The sequence below is a fragment of the Pseudomonas sp. MWU12-3103b genome, assembly GCF_023100615.1.
Lineage (GTDB): Bacteria > Pseudomonadota > Gammaproteobacteria > Pseudomonadales > Pseudomonadaceae > Aquipseudomonas > Aquipseudomonas putida_A.
Genome location: NZ_JALMEY010000013.1, coordinates 14,353 through 38,682 on the forward strand (window position 1 = coordinate 14,353; position 24,330 = coordinate 38,682).

13 protein-coding genes are annotated in these 24,330 nt (G+C 60.5%); 8 read left to right on the plus strand and 5 right to left on the minus strand.

Features of this window, described 5'->3' with window-relative positions; all coding sequences use genetic code 11:
• The first annotated feature begins 58 nt into the window (after window positions 1–58).
• The 4 genes from M0808_RS19555 to M0808_RS19570 are packed head-to-tail and all read left to right on the plus strand — an operon-like array spanning window position 59 to window position 5,558.
• On the plus strand, window positions 59–1,909 hold the full coding sequence (locus M0808_RS19555; protein ID WP_247842177.1) for an extracellular solute-binding protein: 1,851 nt from the start codon (window positions 59–61) through the stop codon (window positions 1,907–1,909).
• The gene (gene yejB, locus M0808_RS19560; protein ID WP_027613698.1) at window positions 1,896–2,960 is read left to right on the plus strand and encodes a microcin C ABC transporter permease YejB; all 1,065 of its coding nucleotides are present in this window, start codon (window positions 1,896–1,898) and stop codon (window positions 2,958–2,960) included. The genes M0808_RS19555 and yejB overlap by 14 nt, the downstream gene beginning before the upstream one ends.
• Window positions 2,960–3,982 (plus strand): ABC transporter permease, encoded by a 1,023-nt coding sequence (locus tag M0808_RS19565; RefSeq protein ID WP_247842178.1) that lies wholly within the window; start codon window positions 2,960–2,962, stop codon window positions 3,980–3,982. Before yejB ends, M0808_RS19565 begins: the two co-directional genes overlap by 1 nt.
• 1 nt (window position 3,983) lies before the next feature.
• The gene (locus M0808_RS19570; RefSeq protein WP_247842179.1) at window positions 3,984–5,558 is read left to right on the plus strand and encodes an ABC transporter ATP-binding protein; all 1,575 of its coding nucleotides are present in this window, start codon (window positions 3,984–3,986) and stop codon (window positions 5,556–5,558) included.
• A 231-nt stretch (window positions 5,559–5,789) separates the two neighbouring features.
• On the opposite strand, the gene M0808_RS19575 is transcribed toward M0808_RS19570, so the two are convergent.
• Together M0808_RS19575 and M0808_RS19580 are read right to left on the minus strand one after the other, a co-directional pair.
• Window positions 5,790–6,107 (minus strand): SCP2 sterol-binding domain-containing protein, encoded by a 318-nt coding sequence (locus tag M0808_RS19575; RefSeq protein ID WP_027613701.1) that lies wholly within the window; start codon window positions 6,105–6,107, stop codon window positions 5,790–5,792.
• Window positions 6,108–6,169: 62 nt separating this feature from the next.
• The gene (locus tag M0808_RS19580; protein ID WP_027613702.1) at window positions 6,170–6,880 is read right to left on the minus strand and encodes a histidine phosphatase family protein; all 711 of its coding nucleotides are present in this window, start codon (window positions 6,878–6,880) and stop codon (window positions 6,170–6,172) included.
• 204 nt (window positions 6,881–7,084) lie between these two features.
• Here M0808_RS19580 and sohB point away from each other — a divergent pair, with 204 nt between their 5' ends.
• Together sohB and M0808_RS19590 are read left to right on the plus strand one after the other, a co-directional pair.
• Complete coding sequence (sohB, locus tag M0808_RS19585; protein WP_247842180.1) at window positions 7,085–8,116, plus strand: protease SohB; 1,032 nt, start codon at window positions 7,085–7,087, stop codon at window positions 8,114–8,116.
• 187 nt (window positions 8,117–8,303) lie between these two features.
• Entirely contained in the window at window positions 8,304–13,127 is a 4,824-nt protein-coding gene (locus M0808_RS19590; protein WP_247842181.1) for a DUF6543 domain-containing protein, read from the plus strand.
• Window positions 13,128–13,151: 24 nt separating this feature from the next.
• Here M0808_RS19590 and M0808_RS19595 read toward each other — a convergent pair whose 3' ends face one another.
• Together M0808_RS19595 and M0808_RS19600 are read right to left on the minus strand one after the other, a co-directional pair.
• Window positions 13,152–13,646: a DUF934 domain-containing protein gene (locus M0808_RS19595; RefSeq protein WP_098964198.1), complete on the minus strand. Its 495-nt coding sequence runs from the start codon at window positions 13,644–13,646 to the stop codon at window positions 13,152–13,154.
• Window positions 13,630–15,288 carry a nitrite/sulfite reductase gene (locus M0808_RS19600; RefSeq protein WP_166495906.1) on the minus strand — a complete coding sequence of 553 codons (1,659 nt, stop codon included), beginning with the start codon at window positions 15,286–15,288 and terminating at the stop codon, window positions 13,630–13,632. The genes M0808_RS19595 and M0808_RS19600 overlap by 17 nt, the downstream gene beginning before the upstream one ends.
• Before the next feature lie 524 nt (window positions 15,289–15,812).
• Between M0808_RS19600 and M0808_RS19605 the strand changes: the two genes are divergently transcribed.
• On the plus strand, window positions 15,813–16,886 hold the full coding sequence (locus M0808_RS19605) for an ABC transporter substrate-binding protein (protein ID WP_247842182.1): 1,074 nt from the start codon (window positions 15,813–15,815) through the stop codon (window positions 16,884–16,886).
• 6 nt (window positions 16,887–16,892) lie between these two features.
• On the opposite strand, the gene M0808_RS19610 is transcribed toward M0808_RS19605, so the two are convergent.
• Window positions 16,893–17,111 (minus strand): DUF2970 domain-containing protein, encoded by a 219-nt coding sequence (locus M0808_RS19610; protein ID WP_007967863.1) that lies wholly within the window; start codon window positions 17,109–17,111, stop codon window positions 16,893–16,895.
• A 177-nt stretch (window positions 17,112–17,288) separates the two neighbouring features.
• Here M0808_RS19610 and M0808_RS19615 point away from each other — a divergent pair, with 177 nt between their 5' ends.
• Entirely contained in the window at window positions 17,289–24,305 is a 7,017-nt protein-coding gene (locus M0808_RS19615; protein ID WP_247842183.1) for an NEL-type E3 ubiquitin ligase domain-containing protein, read from the plus strand.
• Window positions 24,306–24,330 lie beyond the last annotated feature (25 nt).

Sequence of the window (24,330 nt, forward strand, 5' to 3'; positions counted from 1 at the left end):
TGGGAGCGGGCTTGCTCGCGAAGAGGCCAGTAGCAACACCTTGTGAAAGGATCTGCCAATGCTATCCAGGCTCATTCTGCTCAGCGCTTTTGCGCTCTCAAGCCCATTCAGTTGGGCCGCCCCGCAACCCGCGTTAACGGTCTACGGCGAAGCCCCCAAATACGCCCCGGACTTTCAACACCTGGCCTACGCCAACCCCAACGCCCCCAAGGGCGGGGCACTGCGCCGCTCCTCACTGGAAAGCGGCCCGTTCGATCACCTGATTCCGTACATCGACAAAGGCACCGGCGTCGCCGACATCGACGGCTGGCTCTACGCGCCGCTGGCCTATCGCAGCAAGGATGAACCCTATAGCGTCTACGGCCTGGTGGCGCAGCAGATGGAACTGGATGCGGATCGTCGCTGGCTGCGCTTCTACCTCAATCCCAAGGCCCGGTTCGACGACGGCACGCCAATCACTGCCGAAGACGTGCGTTACACCTTCGAGCTGTTCACCACTCAGGGCAGCCTCAAATATCGCCAGCAGTTTCGTGACGTCGCCGACGTAGTGGTGGAGTCGCCAACGCAAGTGCGCTTCAATTTCAAGAACAACGACAGCCGCACCTTGCCGCTGGATCTGGCGACGCTGCCGGTGCTGCCCGAACATTGGTGGCGTACGCGCAACTTCGCCGAGGGCGCCGGTTTCGAGATCCCGCCGGGCAGCGGCCCGTACCGGATCAGCGCGGTGGATGCCGGGCGCAGCGTGAAATTTCAGCGCGTTGCCGACTGGTGGGCCAAGGACCTGCCGATCACTCGCGGCCTCTATAACTTCGATCACTTGAGCGTGGAGTTCTTCGCCGACACCGATGTTTCCCGGCAAGTGCTCAAGGCCGGTGGCTTCGATTACAACCGCGAGTTTTCCGCGACCAGTTACACCATCGGCTATGCCGGCGCGGCGCTGGAGCAGGGCAAATTGCTTCGCGAACATCTGGCGCCGGGTGCTGCGCAAGGTTCGCAGGGTTTCGTGTTCAACCTGCAAAAACCGATGTTTCAGGATCGTCGGGTGCGGCAGGCGATCGCCTTGCTCTGGGATTTCGAATGGAGCAATCGGCAAATGATGCGCAGCATGTACCTGCGCCAGCGCAGTTACTTCTCGCACAGCGCATTGGCCGCCACCGAGTTGCCGGACGCCGAGGAACTGAAAATCCTCGAACCGTGGCGCGGCAAAATCCCCGACGAGGTGTTCACCGAGGTCTTCGAAGCGCCGAAAACCGACGGCAGCGGCAACATCCGCGCCGAGCAGTTGCAGGCCTTGAAGCTGCTGGAAGCCGCCGGCTGGAAACCCCGTGGTGATCAGTTGGTGAATGCCAATGGCGAGCCGCTGCAGTTCACTTTTCTCAACGGCCAGAAGGGCTTTGAACGGCTGCTGCTGCCGTTCAAGCGCAACCTGGCGCAGATCGGCATCGGCTTCGATATCCGCCAGGTCGACACCGCGCAGTACACCAACCGCGTGCGCAATCGCGACTACGACATGATCGTGGTCGGCTACCCGGTGAGCCAGGCGCCGGGGCGCGAGATGTTCAATTACTTCGGCTCCGACGGCGCCGACGATCCCGGCTCGAACAACTACATGGTGCTGCGCGATCCGGCCGTCGATGCCCTGCTCGAGGGGCTGGTGCAGGCCGACAACCGCGAAAGCCTGCTGCGCCATGCCCATGCCCTGGATCGGGTGTTGCAGTGGGGCTATTACTGGATCCCCAATTACTACCCACCGGGGATTTCCACGGTGTGGTGGAACCGTTTCGGCCGCCCGGCGACGGCGCCGTTGTATGACGCCGGACTCGATACCTGGTGGGAAATCAGCCCGACCGCGCTGACCGCCACGCAGATGCAGCAACAGCAAAAGGAGTACGCCCATGTTGGGTTATAGCCTGCGGCGTCTGCTGCTGATCGTGCCGACGTTGCTCGCCATTCTGCTGGTCAACTTCGTCATCGTGCAGGCCGCGCCGGGTGGCCCGGTGGAACAGGCGATTGCCCGGTTGCAGGGCATTGGTGTCGGCGCGGCGGTGGGCGGTGGTCATGTTGAAACCATCGGTGGCGAATCCCGCGCCACCCGGGGGCTCGACCCGAAACTGGTGGCCGACATCGAGCGTCAGTACGGCTTCGATAAACCGGCCGGTGAGCGCCTGTGGTTGATGCTCAAAAGCTACGCGCAGCTGGATTTCGGCCAGAGCTTTTTCCGTGGTGCCAGCGTGACCGAACTGATCTGGCAGAAGCTGCCGGTGACCTTGTCGCTGGGCTTGTGGGCCACGTTGATCACTTATCTGGTGTCGATTCCGCTGGGCATCCGCAAGGCCGTGCACAACGGTTCGGCGTTCGATGTCTGGAGCAGCGTGGCGATCATCATCGGCTACGCGATGCCGGGTTTTCTGTTCGCACTGCTGCTGATCATCGTGTTTGCCGGCGGCAGCGCGCTGGACTGGTTTCCGGTACGCGGACTGGTCTCCGACAACTTCGCCGAGCTGTCGCCGTGGGCCAAGGTCGCGGACTACTTCTGGCATCTGGTGTTGCCGGTCACCGCGCTGGTCATCGGTGGATTCGCCACGCTGACCATCCTCACCAAAAACAGCTTTCTCAACGAGATCTCGCGGCTGTATGTGGTGACGGCGCGGGCCAAGGGCCTGAGTGAACGTCAGGTGCTGTACGGCCATGTGTTTCGCAACGCGATGCTGCTGGTGGTGGCCGGCCTGCCTCAGGCACTGGTGACGGTATTTTTCGGCGGCTCGCTGCTGATCGAAGTGATCTTCTCGCTGGATGGCCTCGGTCGCCTGAGTTACGAAGCGGCGGTGTCCCGCGATTACCCGGTGGTGTTCGGTTCGCTGTTCATCTTCACCCTGTTCGGCCTGCTGATAAAACTCCTCGGCGACCTGTGCTACACGCTGGTCGACCCGCGCATCGACTTCACCGCGAGGACTGCCTGATGTTGACCTTATCTCCCATAGGACAGCGCCGTTGGACGCGATTCAAGGCACATCGACGTGGCTGGTGGTCGCTGTGGCTGTTTCTGCTGTTGTTCGGCCTGAGCCTGGGCGGCGAGTTGATCGCCAATGACAAACCGCTGCTGGTCGAGTATCAGGGCCAGTGGTATTTCCCGGCGTTCAAGCGCTACACCGAGCAGGATTTCGGCGGCGAATTGCCGTTCCAGCCGGACTATCGCAGCGCGCAGGTGCGGCAACTGATCGAGGGGCAGGGCGGGCGGATATGGTTTGCGCCGATCCCGTTCGGTTTCGATACGGTGAATTACGACCTGACTGAACCGGCACCGAGTCCACCGAGCGGCGAGAACTGGCTGGGCACCGACGATCAGGCGCGGGATGTGCTGGCGCGGGTGATCTTCGGTACGCGGGTGTCGCTGCTGTTTGCCCTGGCGCTGACCGCCGCCAGTGCGCTGATCGGCATTGCGGCCGGTGCCTTGCAAGGCTATTACGGTGGCTGGGTCGATCTGCTCGGGCAGCGGTTGCTGGAAGTGTGGTCGGGGCTGCCGGTGTTGTATCTGCTGATTATTCTGTCCGGGTTCGTCGAGCCGAATTTCTGGTGGTTGCTGGGGATCATGGCGCTGTTTTCCTGGCTGAGTCTGGTCGATGTAGTGCGCGCCGAGTTCCTGCGCAGCCGCGGTCTGGAATACGTGAAAGCCGCGCGGGCGCTGGGGGTTGGCGATGTGCAGGTGATCTGCCGGCACATCCTGCCCAACGCCATGAGCGCGACCCTGACCTATCTGCCGTTCATTCTCACCGGGGCGATCGCGACCTTGTCGGCGCTGGATTTTCTCGGTTTCGGCATGCCCGCCGGCAGCGCTTCATTGGGCGAATTGATCGGTCAGGGCAAGAGCAATCTGCAAGCGCCGTGGTTGGGGCTGACGGCGTTTTTTGCCCTGGCGCTGATTCTTTCTCTATTGGTGTTCATCGGTGAGGCCTGCCGAGATGCTTATGATCCGAGGGCTTGAGATGAGCGATAACCTGATTGAAATCCGCGACCTGCGTGTGGCATTCAACGGCCAGCCTGTGGTGCATGGCATCGACCTCGATATTCGTCCGGGCGAATGCCTGGCCCTGGTCGGGGAGTCTGGCTCCGGCAAATCGGTGACCGCTCACAGCATCCTGCAATTGCTTGACCCGAACATCACGCGGATCGACGGCAGCATTCGTTATGCCGGGGAGGAGCTGCTCGGCGTGCATGAGCGCTATCTGCGTCAGTTACGGGGCAACCGTATCGCGATGATTTTTCAGGAGCCGATGAGCTCGCTGAATCCGCTGCACACCATCGAACGGCAACTCGGCGAGAGCCTGGCGCTGCACAAAGGCCTGGCGGGCGCGCAAGCCCGTGAACGGATTCTTGAACTGCTCGAACTGGTGGGGATTCAGAAACCGCGCGAACGGCTCAAGGCCTATCCGCATCAACTCTCCGGAGGTCAACGCCAGCGGGTGATGATTGCCATGGCGCTGGCCTGCGAGCCGCAATTGTTGATCGCAGACGAACCAACCACTGCGCTGGACGTGACGGTGCAGCGCAGGATTCTGTTGCTGCTTAAAGAGCTGCAACAGCGCCTGGGCATGGCGCTGCTGATCATCAGTCATGACCTGAATCTGGTGCGCACCATTGCGCAACGGGTGGCGGTGATGCGCGGTGGGCGGATCGTCGAGCAGGCGTCGTGCGAGCAACTGTTCCGTGCGCCGCAGCATCCCTACAGTATCGAATTGCTCAACGCCGAGCCGGGGGGCGAAGCGCTGCGTCGAGATGTGGCGCAGGACTTGTTGCAGGTGCGCGATCTGCATGTGCGTTTTCGCCTGGGCGGCGGTTGGCTGCGACCGAAGACTTGGCTGCAGGCGGTCAAGGGCATTGATCTGAACCTGCAGCGCGGCAAAACGCTGGGGATTGTCGGCGAGTCGGGCTCGGGCAAGTCGACCTTAGGTCAGGCGATTTTGCGCCTGATCGACGCCGAGGGCAGCATTCGCTTTGCCGGTGAGGCGCTGGAGCAATTGAGCGGCAAGCAGCTGCGGCCGCTACGCAAACGCCTGCAAGTGGTGTTTCAGGATCCGTTCGGCAGCCTCAGCCCGCGCTTGTGTGTGGAGCAGATCATTGCCGAGGGCTTGCAGGTACACAGCGACTTGAATGCTGCCGAGCGTGAGCAGGCGGTGATCGATGTGCTGCGCGAAGTCGGTCTCGATCCGGCCACCCGACATCGCTATCCGCACGAGTTTTCCGGTGGCCAGCGGCAACGGATTGCCATCGCTCGGGCGCTGGTGCTCAAGCCTGATTTGATTCTGCTCGATGAGCCGACCTCGGCGCTGGATCGAACGGTGCAGAAGCAGATCGTTGCTTTATTGCGGCGGCTGCAGGAAGAGCACGGGCTGACTTACCTGTTCATCAGCCATGACCTGGCGGTGGTGCGGGCGTTGGCTCATGACCTGATTGTGATGAAGGATGGCGAAGTGTTGGAGCGTGGCGAGACCAGTGCGCTATTTAGCGATGCGCAGCATCCGTATACGCAGGAGCTGTTGGCGGCATCATTTGTTGGTTGATGACAGCTCCAACGTAGAAGGTGCATGCCACGGTTTATGGTGCGCCACGTGACCAATGTGGGAGGGGGCTTGCTCCCGAAAGCGGTGTGACAGGCGGCAAAAATTGTGGCTGATCCGACGCCTTCGGGAGCAAGCCCCCTCCCACCTATGACCTGTTTATGACGAAACCCGGGAGCCAGACGCAAAAATCCCGCCACAGGGGCGGGATTTTCTTCAAACCGAACTCAAATCTTACGACGGGAACAGCTCGGACAGTTTCATCGACAGCATCATGTCGCCTTCAACGCGCAGCTTGCCGCCCATGAACGCTTGCATGCCGTCGGTTTCACCGCTGACGATGTCTTTCAGAGTTGCGCTGTCCAGTACCAGGGTGCAGTTGGCGTCCGGGTTTTCACCTTCCTGGATGTCGCAAGTACCGTCTTTGACGATCAGCGCGTAGTGCTTGTCTTCGTCGGTGATGTTGAAACCGAAAACCAGATCCAGACCGGCAGCAGCGGCTGGGTTGAACTTGGCTTGCATCGCTTTTACGGCATCAGCTACGGAGGTCATGGTTCGATCCTTTCTTGGGTTAGGCGCTGGTTGATTACAGCAAGGGTCACAATTATCCGGACTCAGCGGAAAGTGATGAGTTCCGGAGCCTTCAGCAGTTGCAGGTGTGCGTGACTGTTGAAGGAGGCCAAAGCCACCTCGCGACCGCGGAACTTCAGCTGGTTGAGCGAGGTGTTGACGATTTGCCAATTCAGTTCAAAGGCCTGCCGGGCAGGCATTTGGGTAATCAGGTGGAGCAGGGCGGTGATGGTGCCGCCGGAGGTGAACACGGCGATTTTCTGGTTGCCGTCGGCCTGTTCGAGGATCCGGTGCAGTCCGGCCTGTACCCGCTCGACGAAACCCAGCCAGCTTTCCAGCCCGGGGGTGTCGTAGGTGCCTGCCAGCCAGCGCTCGATGACCAGGGCGAAGATACGCTGGAATTCGGCGCGGTTCTGCGCCGCGTTGCGCAGGATGTCGATGGCTTCCGGCTCGTCCTCGAGCATGGCCGGGATCAGGGCGCGGATGATCGCGTCGGCATCGAACTCGTTGAACGCGGAGTCGGTCTCCAGCGTCGGTACCGACAGGCCCTTGGCGCTGAATTGCTCCAGCGCACTGCTGGCCGTGTGTTGCTGACGACGCAGGTCGCCGGCCAGGCAGCGATCAAAGCGGATTCCCAGCTCGGCGAGGTGCTGGCCGAGGACTTCTGCCTGGCGCACACCGATGGGCGACAGGACGTCATAGTCGTCTGCACCAAAGGAGGCCTGGCCATGTCGAATCAGATAGATGCTGCCCACGTCCGCGTCATCCCGGTACGTTGAAGGTTTGGCGAGGTTATGAGGATGAAAGAGTGCTGTCAATGAAAAAACATACGCTTGTTTGAAATGCTCGTTACAGGCCTGTTGCCAGAGGTTTCACGGCTGGCCGACGAGGCGGCGCATGGGTATGCTGGAACCATCCCGCGCGTGTTTTGCATCCGCGCATTGTTTTAAGGAGTCTCTGTGGAGTTTTTCACCGAATACGCCAGCTTCCTGGCCAAGACCGTAACGCTGGTGGTCGCCATCCTGGTGGTGCTCGCCAGTTTTGCTGCATTGCGCAGCAAGGGCCGGCGCAAGTCGGCGGGGCAGTTGCAGGTCAGCAAGCTCAACGATTTCTATAAAGGCTTGCGTGAACGTCTGGAGCAGACCCTGCTCGACAAGGATCAGCTCAAGGCTCTGCGCAAGGGCCAGGCCAAATCGGAAAAATCCGAGAAGAAGCAGAAGAACAAACCCGAGAGCAAATCCCGGGTGTTCGTGCTCGATTTCGACGGTGACATCAAGGCCTCGGCCACCGAGAGCCTGCGTCACGAAATCACCGCACTGCTGACCCTCGCCACGTCCAAGGACGAAGTGGTACTGCGTCTGGAAAGCGGCGGCGGCATGGTGCACAGCTACGGTCTGGCGTCTTCGCAACTGGCACGTATTCGCGAGGCCGGCGTGCCGTTGACCGTGTGTATCGACAAGGTCGCGGCCAGCGGCGGTTACATGATGGCGTGCATTGGCGAGAAGATCATCAGCGCGCCGTTCGCGATTCTCGGCTCGATTGGTGTGGTGGCGCAGTTGCCCAACGTCAACCGTCTGCTGAAAAAGCACGACATCGATTTCGAAGTGCTGACCGCCGGTGAGTACAAGCGCACCCTGACCGTGTTCGGCGAAAACACCGAAAAGGGCCGGGAGAAGTTCCAGGAAGACCTGGACATCACCCATCAGCTGTTCAAGAACTTCGTTTCCCGTTATCGCCCGCAACTGGCCATCGACGAAGTGGCCACCGGTGAGGTCTGGCTTGGTGTTGCAGCGCTGGACAAACAACTGGTCGACGAACTCAAGACCAGCGATGAATACCTGGCAGACCGGGCGAAGAAAGCCGAGGTTTATCACCTGCATTACGCCGAGCGCAAAAGCCTGCAGGAGCGCATCGGCATGGCTGCCAGCGGTTCAGTGGATCGTGTGCTGCTGAGCTGGTGGAGCCGCTTGACCCAGCAACGCTTCTGGTAAGAAAAGGCCAACAAAAAACCCCTTTCACTGTAACGGTGAGAGGGGTTTTTTTAGGGTGGCGGTATATATGTATAGTTTGAGTTTGAATAGTTGATTCGAACTTGAAGTTTTTCATCGGCAATTCGCGCTTTTATAAAAAGGCCTGCTCGATAAGCTGTTGCTACTTTCAGTTTTCGAGATATTCAGTATGTCTTCCTTACCTGTCCAGGCTGTCGCGCCTGTATTAACACCCGAACAAAAAGGCATGTTCTTTGAGTTAATCAAGAACAATGCTCCCGGCTGGCTGCTGTCGGCATCGGATGAACTGCGTCAAACACTTTATCAAAGCATGATGGCCAGCCATCGCGCCCAGAGTGAAATGGACCCGTTTCTGAAGACGCTCAAGTCGCCCGAAGCATTTTGCGCGCCGTTACTGACCAGCGCCATGTCGCAAAAGCTCGGCAACTCGCTGGATATCAGCGGGGTGATTTTTCAGCATGTGCGCTCTACCTCCAGTCTGTTGGGCTTGCGCAGGAAACTGGTGTTGCCAGTCGATCGGGATCTACTCACGGCTGCCTGCGAAAACTTCGAACTCCGTGAGACTCAGGCCACAAATTATAACGATACCTCCTTGATCTATATTCCCGAGAAAGTAACCGGTCTAGAGGCGCATATATTATCGATCCAGCCCCATGAATTTGCGCTGTTGTGTCGAACCCTGGACTTGGGCCAGCAATATCAGACTCATCTTCGTGCGGTCTTCAATGTGGATGCCGAGGCCAATCCGTTGCGCAGCAAGTTTACTGCGAACTTGCGGTGTCGCTTCGAGGTGGATCGGCACGTCGCATTGCTGAAGAAACACATCAGTGTCGAAGTGCATGAGATGTTGCAGGCAGTCAAGGATAACCGGGACACGATCAAACTGGGCAACAACACCCTGGGTTATCAGGCCTTGCGGATGCTTGGTGTCTCACTTAACGGTGTGCTGTTTATCGGCCCGGTGAGTGAGCACGCCGATGACGACTATCGATGCGTTGTTTACCTGCCAGGTGATCCGTTGCACCCGCTCAAGGAGTATTCATCCTTCAGCGATTTCGAGAAACAGTTGAGCCAGCGGTTGAAAGGCGCAGCGTTTCGCCAATTCTTCATGCGCTTCATCAAGATCAGTGAGCGCGCAGCGTGGGTGACCGAACTCGATGGGCGTTTGTATCCGCACAGTCATTCAATCCTGCCTCGTGCCTCGTTCTACGTGACGTTGTCCGGCATCGATTTTGCGGGCGACCCGTTCACCCTGATGTATCGCCAGCACGCCGAACAGACCATGGCAGACGCTCGGCTCGTAGTGGTGCCAACGGACGATGAAGACGAGAAAACCCGGCTGGCCCGACTGGACACCTATAAGGCAATCGGGGTCGACCTGCTGTTGGTCGCCGTATCGTTCATACCTGTAGTAGGAGAGGCGTTATTGGCGGTCACTGCGGTGCAGTTGCTCTCACAGGTCTATGAAGGGATTGCCAGTTGGTCCAGAGGCGAGCAGGAGCAGGCGACGGATTACTTTTTCGATGTCGTCGAAAACCTGATCCTGATGGCGGCTTTCGCTGCGAGTACCAGGGCGGTAGGCACAGCGTTCAAAGTCGTCAGGTCATCGGCTTTTATCGAGCGCTTGCGCATGGTCAATCTGGCTTCAGGGCAGCCTCGCCTTTGGAAGCCTGACCTGCACGTGTATCAACAGCGTCGGGCCTTGCCTGCCGGAGTGCGTCGCGATGGCCGCGGCTTGCGTTGGGTCGATGGCCAGGCGTACCTGACGCTCGATGATCTGCACTATGCAGTGCGCCCCGAGCCTCAGACCGGGCTGTGGGAAGTGCAGGCGCCGCCGGAATCGGCGAGCCGCTATGCACCGCTGCTCGAAACCAATGATCGGGGTGCCTGGCGTCATGACAGCGAGCTGGTTCAGGACTGGGATCGATTGAAGCTGCTGCGCCGCTTCGGCCATCCCCGCGAGGAGCTGTCGGATGCCAGTGCGCTGCAGGCTCTGGCTGTCTGCGGTATCGAAGACAGCGTGTTGCGTCAGATCCATGTAGATCGCGGTCATCCGCCGGCCTTGCTGCTCGACACGGTGTGGAGATTTCGCGCCGATGCAGCGGTGACGGAGTTTATCGAGCAACTGCAGATCCCGTTGTCGGCCCCCATGGCGGATGCTGACCTGCAATTGCACCTGCTGACGACATCGGCCAGTTGGCCGGCAGACTGCGTCATCAGTGTCGTCGATGCAGCGGGCACGCCAATCAATCGTTATGGCGCACCCACCGCCACTACGATCCTGAAGATAACTCAGCAGGATGTGCATCGGGGGAAACTGTACCGTTCTCTGCTGGCTGCACTCGGCAGCCAGCGGCGCAAGAACTTGCTCGGCTTGACGAGCCAGGATTCGGCGGTTCAGACACGCAAGCTGGTGCAAATCATCGGCGAGCAGGCACAAGGTCGACGGCAGCCGTTGTTCCAGCGAATCTATCGACGCCACGAAGCGCCGAGCAATGGTCGGGTGGCGTTGCTGGTGAAGACCTTTGCCGATCTGCCTGCCAGTGTTGCCGAAGAGTTGGCGGGCAGTGCCCTGGATGGCGAAGCGCAGGAGCTGGATGCTGCCCGCGTACCATTGCGGCTGGCGCAGGAGGTACGCCGCTATCAACAGGCAATTGCTGTGTGTCGAGCCTATGAAGGCCTGTACCTGGATAGTGGCGGTGGCCACAGTACCAATCGTCTGGTGCTCGATGCCCTTGAGCATTTGCCGGGCTGGTCAGGGGCTTCAGCGATCGAGATACAGGAGTGGTCGGGCAGCCATGGCAGTGTTGCGACGACGGCGTCAAGCTCATCCAGTGAGCGGGTGGTCATCAATGTGTTGGCGGACCGCATCAGCGTTCAGCAGGGTAATGATGCTGCGCTGAAGTCATTTTCCGGGCGCACCCGCGAGCATTATTTCCAGGCCCTTTGGCATGGCTTGTCGGCGCAACGCAAGGTCGCGTTGGGCCTGTCGCTCGAGACCGGGGCGAGCGGGCTGCGGGAGAAAATCACCGAACTTGCCATGAAACGGCGAACAACGTTTGCCAGAACCATGGGCGGCCGTCCCGGCGATTATTCGCCCATGGCCTTGGCTGAACGGCCACCGGCAGGGCCCTGGGCGAACTCAGGTGTGAGCGTTTCAGTGATGGTGCGCCGTATTCAGGAACTCTACCCGGCCCATTCCCCTGCGCAGATCCATGCGCTACTCAACGTTTTGGGCCGCAATGAGATTCTGGTGCTGATGAAGCTGGAATTGCTGCGGCTGGAGTTTCTCGGTATTCGCGAAGTCTTGAATCGTTGGGTGACGCGGCAAACACAGTACAAGGGGATCGATGGCTCATTGGTTGACGTTCCACAGTCAGCGAAGGCCCGTGCCATGCGCGCGATCATCCGCTGCTGGCGCAGAGAGCCAGGGGCCTCGGGCGACGCGCCACCCGGCACCTTGAGCTTCGCTCCGGAGCCTTTGGGAGAGTTGCCACTGCTGGTCGGGGACTTCAGCCATGTCACGCATCTGGTCATGGACGGCATTACGCCGCAGGGACTGACGGCGTTTTTGCGTCATTTCAGAAATTTGCGCAGCCTTTCCCTGAGGGGGAACCAATTGACCCAGTTACCGATGGCATTGGAGCGCATGCCCTGGCTGACGCATCTGGATCTGAGCGAGAACCATATTCGTCTATCTTCTGCATCGGTGCCGTCACTGGCGCGATTGAAAAAGCTGCGGGTGCTGACTCTGGACTTCAATGCAGACCTTGCGCATGCCCCGGATGTCAGCTCGCTGCCGGATCTGGAAATACTGCGCTTGCGCGGTTGCGCAATCGATCATTGGCCCGAGGGAACCATCGGTTTGAAACGACCGCAACTGATCGATCTGCGCGATAACCAGATAAGCACGGTACCGGAGGCGGTTCTCAGGGCTCCGCTGATGGTCAGCCGCGCCGTTCGCCTGATGGGTAACCCCTTGTCGCCTGACGCCTTGCGACAGATTGCGGCGTATCAACGGGCGAACAGCGTCAGTTTCGGTGTAATGGCCCGGGTCTATCAACACCAGCCGCTACCCAGCGTGTCGTATGAAGGTCAGAGTGCGCGCTGGCTGACCGGCAGGCCTGCCGTCGAAGCGATACCGCGCAGCGTTACCTGGGAGGCGGTAAGGGCAGCGCCCGGCTCGCGGGATTTCTTCAATGTACTTTCACAATTGATCCACACGGCTGATTACACCCGGTTGTACCCGTATTTCAGCCAGCGTGTGTGGAATGTGGTCGAGGCGGCCGCTGAAGACACGCGGTTGCGCAGCGAATTGTTCCGCACGGCGCGCGTCGCCACCAGTGTCGATGGTTATTCCGCGGTGTTCAGTGAGATGGAAGTCCAGGTTCTGTGTTACCGAGCCACGGTCGCGGCCGGGATCGATGGCGCGCCGCTGGAGCGGCAATTGACGCATTTGCTCAGAGGCTTGTTTCGCCTGCAAACGCTGGAAGAGCGCACCTTGGCAGAGATCAACGCCCGCGCCCAACCGAGTGTCTACGAGCATGCGCTCGAATTCAGTCTGGCCTATCGGGTGGGGCTGGCGGAGCGTTTGAATTTGCCTGGGCAGCCAAGGGCGATGAGCAGCCCGTTGAATGTCGAGGTCTCGCAGGTAGAACTGGATCAGGCCAATCAGGCCGTGATGCGTATTGAAGGCTCTTCGGCGTTTCCCGACTGGTGTATCGGCCAGCGATTCTGGGTCGAGTTTCTCGAATCGGCCTACCCCGACGCTTTCGCCCTTGTCTATGTTCGAACCTCGCAGGCATTGGCGCGCCTGGAGGAGCAGGCGGAGCTGACGCGCGACCAGGCAGCGGTGCAGATGAACGCGATTCACGACAATTTCAGAAATGAACGTCAGGCGCTGATTCGTCAGCTCACCGATCAGGCACTCGCGCGCCATCCGGCCAATGAGCTGGCCAGTTCGGATACAGAAGAGGAGGGAAGTACGCCTTGAGCAGGTGCTCAAGGCGTATTCGAGTCAGCGGCGACGGAACAGCGGCAGCGGTTCGTCAGTGGCGGCCTGGTAGGTCACCGAGAAGTCTTTCAGGCTTTCCAGTGCCTCGTACGGGTCCTTGTCGGCGCGCAGGGCGAACGCATCGAAACCGCAACGGTGCATGTAGAACAGCTGATCGCGCAGCACATCGCCTATCGCCCGCAGTTCACCTTTGAAACCATAGCGGTCGCGCAGCAGGCGTGCGTTGGAGTAGTTGCGGCCATCGGTGAAGGCCGGGAAGTTCAGCGCGATCACCTGGAACTGCGCGACGTCGTCACCGATTTCCTCGGCTTCTTCATCGGCGTCCAGCCACACACCCAGCCCGCCGTCGCGGGCCTTGAGCGCGTGAGCATGATCGCGCCACAGGGCCAGCGGCACGATCAGGTCGTCGCAGTTGGAGATACCGTCGAGGGTCGCGTCCTTGGGCAGCAAGTGCCAGGTTTCGTCGACCACCTCGTTGTTCTTAATGATTCGCTGCATAGACGCGTTCCTTGAAGAGGTCGATGCCAATACGCTGGTAGGTGTCGATGAAGCGCTCGTCTTCGGTACGTTGTTCAACGTACACGTCGATCAGCTTCGAGATCACGTCCGGCATGTCGTCCTGGGCGAAGGACGGGCCGAGGATCTTGCCCAGGCTGGCGTCACGGCTGGCGCTGCCGCCGAGGGAGACCTGGTAGAACTCTTCACCTTTCTTGTCCACCCCGAGGATGCCGATGTGGCCGACGTGGTGGTGACCACAGGCGTTCATGCAACCGGAGATGTTCAGGTCCAGCTCACCGATGTCGAACAGGTAGTCCAGGTCGTCGAAACGGCGCTGGATCGATTCGGCGATCGGGATCGACTTGGCGTTGGCCAGCGAGCAGAAATCACCGCCCGGGCAGCAGATGATGTCGGTCAGCAGGCCGATATTCGGCGTGGCGAAACCGCTTTCACGCAGCTCGCCCCACAGGGTGAACAACTGGCTCTGCTCGACGTCGGCGAGAATGATGTTCTGCTCGTGGGACGTGCGCAGTTGACCGAAGCTGTAGCGCTCGGCCAGGTCGGCGACGGCATCGAGCTGCTTGTCGGTGATGTCGCCCGGCGCAACGCCGGTCGGCTTCAGCGACAGGGTCACGGCCACATAGCCCGGCTTTTTGTGCGCCAGGGTGTTGCGCGAACGCCAGCGGGCGAAACCCGGATGCTCTTTGTCGAGTTCGGCCAGGGCGGCAGTCTGGTTCTCCAGCGCCTTGTAGTCCGGATCAACGAAGTGTTTGGCGACGCGATGCAGTTCGGCTTCGGTCAGTGTGGTCTGGCCACCGCGCAGGTGTTCCATCTCGGCATCGACTTTCTGCGCGAACACTTCAGGGGTCAGCGCCTTGACGAGGATCTTGATCCGCGCCTTGTATTTGTTGTCGCGACGGCCATAGCGGTTGTACACCCGCAGGATGGCGTCGAGGTAGCTCAACAGGTCCTGCCATGGCAGGAATTCGTTGATGAAGGCGCCGACCACCGGGGTACGGCCCAGGCCACCGCCGACCAGCACACGGAAGCCCAGCTCGCCGGCGGCGTTGTGGACCGGCTCCAGGCCGATGTCGTGGACTTCGATGGCCGCACGGTCAGCGGTCGAACCGTTGACAGCGATCTTGAATTTGCGCGGCAGGTAGGCGAATTCCGGGTGGAATGTAGTCCACTGACGGACGATTTCGCACCATGGACGTGGGTCGATCAGTTCATCGGCGGCGACACCGGCGAACTGGTCGGTGGTGACGTTGCGCAGGCAGTTGCCGCTGGTCTGGATCGCGTGCATCTGCACGGTGGCCAGTTCCGCGAGGATATCCGGGATGTCTTCCACCGCCGGCCAGTTGAACTGCACGTTCTGCCGGGTACTGATGTGGGCGTAGCCCTTGTCGTAGTCACGGGCAATCTTGGCCATCATGCGCACCTGACGGGAAGTCAGTTGGCCGTAAGGCACCGCCACGCGCAACATCGGCGCAAAACGCTGGATGTAGAGGCCATTTTGCAGGCGCAGGGGGCGGAATTCTTCTTCGCTCAGCTCGCCTGCCAGATAGCGTCGGGTCTGATCACGGAACTGCTTGACGCGGTCCTCGATGATCCGCTGATCGTACTCGTCGTATACGTACATATAAGTCCTGTTCTCAGGCTTTGGGCTACTCGGAAAACGCTGCGTTTTCGCTTGCTGGAGTCCGATGGTGCCTCGGCAATTACGCGCGCACGGCCGCGCACTCCCTAACGGAGCCGGGGCAATATACCCGTTTGCAGTTATGCGCAAAAGTGATGTTTGAGTATATGTAAAGAACCAAATCGCCTAACGGGAATGGTTGTTGATTAACCCACATTTGTCGCGGGGACAATCATCGTCTTAACTGTGATCGAGTCTTTCTGCAATCACCGATAAAACCGACAAGAGGCGATGCAATGAGCAATCCGACCAAGGCAAGAAAAAGCGATAGCAGTGTCGATGCATGGGCCATTCTGTTCCTGATTATTCTGGTAGTAGGGACGGCGGTATTCTGGGTCAGTCATCAGTAAACGACCGATCCGGGTCCGCTTCCGACGATTGTCGGACAAAAAACGGGATCAGGCGTCAATAGCCGCTGATTAGGGGGCTATAATGCGCGGCCATTTTTCCTTGGGCCCGGATCATTCATGTTGAAGTTTTTCCACCTCAGCCTTCTGCTGTTCGGTGCGGTTTTCGGCTCTGCGGCCCGGGCCGAGTCGGTGCTGTTCCTCAATCCTGGGTCAACTCAGGAAGCCTTCTGGGTCAGCTATTCGCAATTCATGCAGGCGGCCGCCCGCGACCTGGGTGTCGATTTGCAGATTCTCTATTCCCAGCGCCAGCCGGAATTCACCCTGGCTCAGGCCAGAGTTGCCCTGCAGGGACCGAATCGTCCCGACTATCTGGTATTCGTCAACGAGCAGTACGTGGCGCCGCAGATCCTGCGTATGGCGGAGGGCAGCGGGGTCAAGCTGTTCATGGTCAACGCGGTGCTCACCCCCGATCAGCAGGCGCTGATCGGCGAGCGTGCCGATCGCATCGGCAGCCTGGTGCCGAATGACGAGGAGGGCGGCTACCTGATGATGAAGGAGCTGATTCGCCTGCATCCGCCGGTGGCGCGGGGCGAACAGATTGAGGTGCTGGCGTTTTCCGGCCTGAAGATCACCCCGTCAGCGCAATTGCGCGAGCAGGGCATGCAACGCGCTCTGGCCGAGCATCCGCAGGTGAGACTGCGGCAACTGGTGTACAGCGGCTGGACCCGGCAGCGTGCCTACGAGCAGGCGCGGCAACTGGTCAGCCGTTATCCGAAGGTGTCGCTGGTGTGGGCAGCCAATGATGAAATGGCCTTCGGCGCCATGCATGCGTTTGCCGAAGCCGGCAAAGTCCCCGGCAAAGATGCGCTGTTCAGCGCAGTCAACACCTCGCCCGAGGCGTTGCAGGCGGTGGTCGACGGGCGCTTGAGCGCGCTGGTGGGCGGACACTTCACGCTGGGTGGCTGGGCGCTGGTGGAATTGCATGATTACGATCAGGGCGTCGATCTGGATCGATATGGCGGTCGTGACCGGCAATTGTCGCTGCTGCAACTGATCGACAAGCATAAGGCACAGCAAATGCTGGCCATGGGCGCGTCGCCGGATTACGGCGTGAGTTTTCGCAAGTTGTCGGCCAAGGGCCACCCCACGTCGTATCGCTACCCGTTCAGCCTGCAGATCCTGATGCACTGAACCCCGTCAGACCCCGGCGAAATGCAGTACCAGCTTGACGATGACAAACAGCGTCAAAGCGAACACGGCGGTGAAGCCGATCCCCAGGATCACGAAATGGCTGGGCTTGCCATGGGTGAAGTCCCTTGCCCGGTTCTTCCCGCTTTGCACGCCGAATGCCGCAGCCATCACGCTGTGCAGCATCTGCCAGAAGCTCGGTGGCTTGTTGTCGACTGGATCGTCCATAAATCCCCCGTCCGAAAGGCTGTCCCGACAGCATAGTCAATCCAGCGGGTTGTGCCGTGGTCGCACGCGGGTTCCAGACTTGTCCGGTAACACGTCCACGCCAAAACGATAACTATGTACCGCAGATCACCGTGGCGGACATGGTGTCCTGTCCTCCCATTTTTCAGGAGAGACAGGATGTCCACTCATCCCCCGACATTGCCCCGCGCACCGGTCAGCGCCAGCCTTCACGGCAAGCTGCTGGAGCAGATGATCCCCGATTGGCTGATCGCCGCTTCACCCGAGCGGCGAGCCGCGATGAAAGTGGCCAGTACCCGGCCAGCGCACGGCTATCACCATTTCTCGAATGATCAGCAACAAGCCTTGAAAGAGCGGGTCACGGCGGCCTTTGTCGCCCAGACCCGGCTCGACAAGACCATGGCCGGCCTTGAAAGCATCGATGCATTTGCCCAGGCGCTGCTTGGCAAGGCACTCAAGAACCAGTTCAACGTGACGGTCGATCTCGACAAGACCTTGCTGTGTCTCAGAAGGCCCCTCGAACTCGGGGTGCTGGAAGTTGAAGTTTCCACGTTCGAAGTGTTGAAGCTGCCCTTGCTGCAAGCGGCATTGCACAACTTCGAGGCTTCGGAATGTGAAGCAGGTGCCTATCACGCCAGATCCGGTTTCGTGGTCGAGACGGCAACCCCGGGCGAGTTTGAGGCAGTAGACATCGGCATCACGGTCAGGCAGTTTCTGACGCTGTGTCGTTCGCTGGACGTCGGTGCCCGTTATCAGGCAAGGATCAAAGCGTTTTTCGAGAAAACCGACACCTTGCGCCGGCACTTCATTGCCAGCCAGAAAACCGCGTTGCGTGCCGCCGCTGAATGGGCGCTGCTGAAACAGGACATCGAGCCCGCCGACTACCGGATGATTCTGTCGGTGGTGGACGGCCAGATCTATCCGCAACTCGGCGGCAAGGCCGTGTGGTTTCGTGATCTGAGCCTGATGAAGCGGCGGATGACCGGTTGCGTGGTGTTCAGCATCAGCGAGCGCTACCGCTACACCAACCAGTTCATCGTCTACATTCCCCATGACCCGCAACACCCGCTCAAGCGCTACACCATGGCGCAGATGCGCGAGGTGTTCAAACGCAAGTTCACCGCGACTGATCCTACGACTCCCGCGCAGGGACCCACCGCTTACCAGCAGTTTTTCAGTCAGTTCGTGGCTTATGCCGACCGTCCTTACTATTTCAGTCAGTTCACCCAAAAGGCTGCGGACTCCCCGAGTGACCCGTTGCATTCGATCTGGGTCAAGGTCGCGCAGCTGATACCGCCATTGTCGACCATCGCGCGGATCAAGGAGCTGCCACCCGAAGCCCCCGGCAAGCGCGAGCCGCAGCCTGACCCGTTTCTCGACCCGTTGCCAACCACGCGCAAAGGCGTGGCCGGGATCTGGGCCGACAACACCGATCTGTGGCAATACCTCTACGAACAGCACCGGGCCAAATTCATCGCCGATGCGCGTGCGCATGCCGTGCCCACGGCGGATGTCGACGCCCGGGTACGCGCAGAAAAACTCAGTCATCTGCTCGAACTCGGCATGATGGCGTTGAACCTGGTGTCGATGTTCGTCCCGGTACTGGGCGAAATCATGATGACCGTGATGGCCGGGCAGTTGCTCTATGAGTCATTCGAAGGTGCTATCGAATGGTCGGAAGGTGATCGCCAGGCTGCCAAGGCGCATCTGGTCGATGTCGCGCAGAACCTGGCGCTGATTGGCGTGATGGGCGCGGTGGGCAAGGGCGCAGGCCGACTTCAGGCGGCCTCCGCCGAGTCGGTGATCGAGCACTTGCAACCGGTCGAGCGACCTGACGGTTCGGTCCGCCTGTGGAAGCCTGACCTTGATGCTTACGTCAGCGACAGTGTCCTGCCGGCGACTGCCGTTCCCGATGCGCAGGGCGTGTATCGATTCGACGGCAAGACCTTCATTCGCCAGCAAGGCAAGGTCTACCAGACGCACTACGACGAGACCCTGAAAAGCTGGCGCATCCGCCACCCGCATGATCCTGCGGCGTATCAACCGATCCTTGAGCACAATCGACTGGGGGCCTGGCGCCACAACCTGGAGCGACCGCTGAGCTGGGATCGACTGTCCCTGCTGCGGCGCATCGGTCACTCGACTGAGGCGTTTTCGGATGCGCAACTGCTCGAAATCGCCGATGTCAGTGGTGTCAGTGATGAAGCCCTGCGTCAGATGCACCTCGATCATCAGCCAGCGCCACTGGCCCTGGCCGACACTTTGCGCCTGTATGAAGCGGATCAGCAGGTCGGGCGGCTGATCGATCAGGTCGAACGAGGAACCCCCCTGGATGATTCGTATCTGCTGACGCTGCCAATGCTCACGCAAATGCCGCGCTGGCCGAGCGGAAAGATTCTGCAAGTCTTCGACGGAGCGCAGCTGTCCGGCCCCAGCCGGCTGTTCGGCGCGGAGTCAGGCTCAGTCGAGGGCCAAATACGCACGCCGATCCAGGTGACCCGCGCCGAAGTGCTCGACGGCCAATTGCCTGAGCGTATTCTGGCCGCGCTGGATGAGCCGCAAATACGTTGGCTGCTGGGCGCCGAGCCGGCGCGTGTGGTCGAATCGCGGCCGCTGGAACTGCGCAAACAGATCGCCGATTACCTGCGCACCCGGCAACCGGCGATGTTCGACAGGCTCTATGACGAGCCCGCGTTGAACGACCGGCGAATCGCCAGGCTGCAAGCCGCGACACCGGGGTTGGGCAGTTCGGCGGCAATCCGCGTGCTGCTGGAGGCGAACGCCGAGGAGCTGGCGCGCCTGCAAAGCGGCAAGCGGGTGCCGTTGCGGCTGCTGGAGATCTCCCGTGAATTTGCCCGGCGACGCCGCTTCAACCACGCGGTCGCCGGCCTGCACATGGAGAATTCGGGTGGCAGCGAAAGCCAATGGCTGGCCTTGCGCGCCCTGGAACGACTGCCGGGCTGGTCGGACGAAGTGCGTCTCGAGGTGCGCGAAGGTAGCCTCGACGGGCCGTTGATTGACAGTGTCGGCAACGAAAGTGCCGGCCAAACCAAGTATCTGGTCAAGCGCGGGCCGGTCTATCAGGCGTACAACGAGCGCGGCGAAGCGCTCAACAGTGTTCCGCGTCACGGCGACAACTTCCTTGCCTCAATCCTCCATGCCTTGCCCGATCAGTCGCGGCAGGCCCTGGGTTTTACTCAGGTTGCGCGTAGCGCCGGACTGCGTCGGGCACTGATCGTGTATGTGGCCCGACACCGTGCCGAACTGGCTCGACTGGCGAGCAGACGCCATGGCCACAAGCAACGCTTCAAAGCGCCGGTGCGGGTACGCCAGCACGGGCTGGGTTATTACGCCAGCGGTCGCGGCGAAGGCGTCAATCCGTTGCTGGTGACGCGCGTGCAGGATGTGTATCCGGCGCTAACGGATCAGCAGGCGGGCGGGTTCATTCTCAAACAACTGGCCGCCGGGCGGACTGACGCGCAGATCTACGAGCTGTTGCAAAGGCGCCTGCGTGAATGGCAGGAACTTGAATCGTCGCTGGCGCAATGGGAAGGTGTGCCGGCCCCGGAGCCGACGCTGGAGTCGATGATCGGCGGCCGATCCAGCGTGGTGCGCAGCCTCAAGCAGAGCTGGCGCAATTCGCCGCTGGCCGATAGTCACGCGAGTGCCGCACGCCTCGATCTGACCTGCGATGATCCGCTGCCGGTGTTGACGGCGGACTTCTCGCATGTGCGCGATCTGCGAGTCAGGGGGCGGTGCATCACCGATGCCAACGTCGATGAACTGTTGGGCAGTTTCCCCAGGCTCAAGTCGCTGCGCATCAACGCCACCGCAGAAGCGTTCACCAACGTGCCGGTGGTGTTGCAGAACCTGCCGGAATTCACTGACCTGACGCTTTACAGCGCAATGCCCTATGCCGCCGATATGCCGGCACGCCTGGCTCAATTGACCCGGCTGGAAGCTTTGAGTGTCAGCACCTCGAGCTATCAGCCGCTGGCCTTCGACGTCAGCGGCATGCGTAATCTGCGCACACTGGAAATCGTCGCCTATTCATTGTTCGACTGGCCTGCGGGTGCGCTGGAGTTACCGGCCCTGGAGCGTCTGAACCTCAGGGACACCGGAATCAGCACCGTGCCGGCAACACTGTTGCAGGGGCATGGAAAACTCTGGTCGGGGCTGTCGCTGGACTGGTCAAGATTCTCCCGGGAAAACTTCACGGGCGTGTACGAATACGTCAAGACTCATCCAGAACACCTGATCGATCGAGAAACGATGGTCAGGGATTATTGCCGTGGCGAGTTGCGGCGCCTGGGCGAGGGCGTGAATCAATCACCCGAGGGGGTGTTCAATCGTTTCTTCGAGCAATGGCCGGACGAGCAGCAGCGTTTCACCGCGATCAATGCCTTGAGCGATCAATATGCTGCCCTGGATAGCCAGCTCAATCAGTGGCAGCAGCGCGTGGTAGTGTCGGAAGAATCGCTGCGCGAACTCGTCGCGCGATCAAACCTGGCCCATGTCCTCAAAACCAGTTGGCGCAAGGGCATGTTCAAACGCTACGGCGCGACCATCAGTGCTTCGACCCTGGACTTGTCGGGGCTGATGCTCAGCGAACTGCCGGCATTACCCGCTGACGCATTTGCGCATGTACGCACGCTGCTGCTCAGTGGCCAGCGCGTTGCAGCCGTGCAGATGCGCGGTTTCCTCAGTGCGTTCAGCGAAGTACGAACCCTTGATCTGAGTGACAATGCCTTGCACGAATGGCCGATCGAGTCGCAAAGCCTTTCGCGCCTGGTGCACCTGGATCTGGCCGACAACCAGTTGACCGACGCTTCAGGCCTGGAGCGCGGATTGAGTGAATTGCCTGCGCTCGAACAGTTGAATCTGCGGAACAATCCGCTAAGCGAACTGAACGTTGGCAGCCAGCAGCGTTTGAAGGCCCTCGACCTGCAGGCAACGCACCTGCAACAGTGGCCGACAGGGGCCGAAGGTCTGCCGCAACTGGCGTGGGTGGATCTGCGCGACACCCGTATCAGCACGCTGCCGCCTGCCGTGCTCGAAAGCACCGCACTGCTCAATACCAACCTGACCGGTACGCCGCTGACCGCCGCGGCGTCGGCTGAACTGCGTCTGGCCCAACGGCGGCTCGAAGACACCCTCGGCCTGCCTGCTGGCGCACTGGATGCGTTTGCCCGGCAGCCGGTGCCGGCGACCTTTCCGCCGGCAGAGAACGGTGTATCAGTGGCCCGCCAGTTGCTGCCGCTGACGCAGGCACCGGTCAGTACCGGGCTGACACGGATGCGCCAGGACTTGCAGCGAGTGCAGCCGGCCCTTAGCGATGAACAAGCCACGCAAATGATCGAGGCGCTGCGCAATGAGGGTGCGACCGAAGTGCAGATCAGCGAGCGGATCACCGGTTGGAGTCAGACCTTTGAAACCCTCGTTCGCCAACTCAATGGCTGGCTGTATACCCGGGAAACCCGTGGCGTCGATTGGGTTATCTCCTCGCAATCACGCAGCCTGGCGGCGTGGCGCATCCTCACCTGCTGGCGCGCACGGTTATCGGTTGCCGGGGGCGATGCGGTTCTGGATCTCAACGGCCTGCAATTGGGCGATCTGCCGCCGCTGCCTGAAGACTTTGGGCATGTCGGCAGTTTGAACCTGACAGGCACACGAGTGACGGCCGAGGGCAGCAACGGCTTTCTCAAGGCTTTCACCCGCCTGCGCAGTCTGACCCTCAATGGCAATGAGCTCACCGCGCTGCCTGATGCCGTCCGGCAAATGCCGGAGCTTGAGCGACTCGAGCTTGCCAGCAACAACTTCAGTGACACCGAGCATCTGTATGCCGCGCTGTCCGGTCTGCAGCATCTGCAGGCACTGGACCTGGGCTACAACCCTCTCGATGCGTTCGACGTCAGTTACTTCGAGCATTTGCAAAGTCTGGATCTGCGCAACAACAACCTGGCCGAATGGCCGGCCGGGACGCTGGATGCCCAGCACCTGCGGACACTCAACCTCAGTCGCAACGACATCACCGCCATCCCCGAACAGGCGCTGGACGGTGAGCACGATGAGCTGATGGACGGCACCGACCTGACTGACAACTACAACCTCTCGGAGGAATCCCTCGAAAGGCTCAGAACCTATCAGGCTGCGGGTAACCGCCCGCGAGTGCTCGGTTTTTCCAGTTCCGATCTGGAGGAAATGGCTGACGACGTTGCCGGCGGGCTGAGTGAAACCACCGACAGCATCGAGTCCGACGAAACCCTCCCGGGCGAACAGGCCCATGCGCAACAGAAAGCGCCGTGGCTGGCGAATCTGCCGGCGGAGCAGGCGTTGGCACGCGACAGGCTCTGGGATCAACTCGCTGCCGAACCGGATAGCGCGGCATTCTTCCATTTGCTTGATCGATTGCAGGACACCCAGGAGTTTCGCGTGGCCAACGCCGATCTGACCCGACGGGTGTGGATGGTCATGGAAGCGGCGGCGGCCAACAGTGAGCTGCGCGAGGTGATTTTCGCCGGTTCGGCCACACACGGGACTTGCGTGGACGGGCGCATCCTTACGTTCAGTGGTCTGGAGGGCAAGGTCTTCACTTACAACGCCTTGCTCGATTTGCCGGCCGGCCGTCCGGGAATCCGCGGCGAGGCCTTGTTGTCGCTGTCGCGGCAGCTGTTTCGGCTGGACAAGGTCGATGAACTGGCAAAAGCGGCGGCGGCGCGCAGTGGTTTCGACGAAGCCGAAGTCCGCCTCGGTTATCGGATCGGTCTGACCGGGGGCTGGGACGATGGACTGGAATTGCCCGGGCAGCCGAAAAACATGAAATTTGCCTCCGGTGTCACCCCGCAGCAGTTGGTCAATGCGCGGGCCGAGGTGGTCAGCGCGGAACGCTCCGAGAGATTTCTGGAGGACCTGATCCAGCGCGATTACTGGCTGGACTATCTCAAGGAGCAGCAGCCCGAAGCGTTCAGGCAAATGGATGAACTGCAGTTGATGGAGGAGGGTGAGGACGAAGGTCTGAGTGCTGACGATCCGCTGTATCTGAGCAGGTTGTTCGACCAGGCGGCCGCGCGAAATGCCAGGCTCATCGAATTGTCGCGAGAGGAGATCGAACGGATCGGTTTGTCTGCCGGCAACGCACAAATGCCCGGTACGTCCGGGCAAATGTCAGGCGGGTAAAACCCGCTGAACGGTCAGTCCCCGG